This is a genomic window from Bacillota bacterium, from assembly GCA_040754675.1.
GTDB lineage: Bacteria > Bacillota > Limnochordia > Limnochordales > Geochordaceae > Geochorda.
In genome coordinates, this window is record JBFMCJ010000654.1 from 1 (window position 1) to 2,131 (window position 2,131).

Sequence of the window (2,131 nt, forward strand, 5' to 3'; positions counted from 1 at the left end):
ACCCGAGAAACTCGCCGGCGCCTCGGTTGCGCTTCACTCCACCGGGTCTCGCCTCGTCGCCGTGCTTGACCAGCTCCTGGCGCTGGTGGAGTCCGGGCTCGACGTGATTTCCACGTGCGAAGAGCTGGCCTGGCCCTGGTTTCACCACGCCGATCAGGCGCGGATTCTGGATCGGGCGGCGCGTCGCGCCGGGACGACGGTGGTGGGCACCGGCGTCAACCCCGGCTTCGTCATGGACCTTTTGCCGATCGTGTTGACCGGCGTGTGCACCCGGGTTGACCACGTTTACGGCCGGCGGGTCGTGGACGCATCCAGGCGGCGGGGGCCGCTGCAGCGCAAGATCGGGTCGGGGCTGGAGGCCGGGGAGTTCCGTCGGCTTGCCCAGGAGGGCCGTCTCGGGCACGTGGGGCTTCCGGAGTCGGCGGCTCTGGTGGGGGCCGGGCTGGGATGGAGGCTCGACCGGATCGACAACCGCATCGAGCCGGTGCCGGCCGAGGAGGCCATCACCACGGAGCACGTCTCGGTCAAGCCCGGCCAGGTACAGGGGCTCCACCAGGTCGTCGTGGGCCTCGAGAACGGCAGGGAGCGTGTCCGGCTGGATCTGTGCATGGCCCTCAAGCCGCCGGCGCTCGAAAGGGCCGAGCACCTGGCAGGCGCCGGCTCGTTTGACCTGATCCGGATCACGGGCGATCCACCGCTGGAGCTGGTCATCCCGGGCGGGATCTTTGGCGACACCGCGACCGTGGCCGCCGTGACCAACGCCATCCCCCGGGTCATCGAAGCGCCGCCGGGGCTGCTCTCGGTCAAGGACCTGCCGCCGGCGCCGTGGTGGCGCGGCAGGATCTAGATCACCTTCTGCTCCACGAGCGCCCTGCCGGCGGAAAACCGGTCGGGCGACAGCTCCGACACGTCGATGGTGGGACGCTGGCCCAGGATCATCTCGGCGAGCACGCGTCCCACGGCGGGTGCCTGCTGGAAACCGTGCCCGCTGAACCCCGCGGCGACGTAGAAGCCCTTGGGGCTGGCGGAGGGTCCCACGATGCCGTTGTGGTCGGGGCTCACCTCGTAGAGCCCCGCCCATCCCCTCGTGACGCTGGCCTCGGCGAGGGCAGGGAGCCGGTGGACGCCGCGCTGCAAAACGCGGGGCAAGAAGCCCCAGTCAACGTCGGTGCGGAAGCTCGGGCCTTCGTCGGGGTCGGCCATTCCCAACAGCAGCCGCTCGCCTTCCCGCCGGACGTAGAAGCCCGAGTCGAAATCAATCACCATGGGGAGGTCGGGGCGAAAGACGCCGATGGGCTCGGTGACGAAGACCATCCGGCGGTACGGCTGCACCGGCACGTCCACACCGGCCATGCGGCCGATCTCGGCTGCAAAGGGGCCCGCTGCATTGACCACCACGGGAGCCTCGATGATCGCCGGCGCGCCGCCCGCCGATTCGGTGGTGAGGGCTGCTCTCGTGGCAGGCCGCACCTCGATGCCCTCGACCCTGCCCGCCCGGACCGCCACCCCCACCGCCTCGAGTTCGGTGAAAAACCGCACGCCCGATTCCCGTGCTCGCCGGGCAAAGCCGTGCACCACGCTGTGTGGGTCGGCGTAGCCGTCGTGCGGCGAGAAGGTGGCGCCCACCAGGTCGCCGATCTCGAGCTGCGGGACGAGTTCCCGCGCCTGTCGGGGCGCCAGCAGGCGCACATGGAAGCCCAGCGAGCGCTGGAGCGCCACGTCCGCCTCGAAGCGCGCCATCGTCGCCGGGTCGGAGGTAACGATGAGGTAACCGTACTGGCGCAGGCCCGACGCCACGCCCGTGAGCTCTTCGAACCGGCGCAAGAGTTCGATGCTCCAGGCAGAGAGGCGGATGTTGACCTCCGTGGAGAACTGGACGCGGACGCCTCCGGCCGAGCGGCCGGTCGAACCCGCTCCCAGAACCTCTTCCCGTTCGACCACCACCACGTCTCGGCACCCGAGGGCAGCGAGGTGAAAGGCGGTGCTGACGCCCATCACGCCACCGCCGATGATGACCACGTCCGCACGGCGAGGGACCCGCCTGCCGCCTGCCTCCATGTCTGCCTCCTCCGGGGGCCGGCTCCGCCCGTAGCGGTGGCGGGCGCCCCCCCTTTCCCCGGGATCGCAAATG

General features: G+C 70.6%; 2 protein-coding genes. One reads left to right on the forward strand and one right to left on the reverse strand.

Going from position 1 to position 2,131, the window contains the following annotated elements:
• The coding region (locus AB1609_22120; protein MEW6049131.1) for a dihydrodipicolinate reductase at window positions 1-847 on the forward strand (847 nt) is incomplete at its 5' end.
• Here the strand turns inward: AB1609_22120 and AB1609_22125 are convergent.
• Window positions 844-2,131: FAD-binding oxidoreductase (locus AB1609_22125; protein MEW6049132.1), on the reverse strand; the 1,288-nt coding region annotated here is incomplete at its 5' end. The genes AB1609_22120 and AB1609_22125 overlap by 4 nt on opposite strands.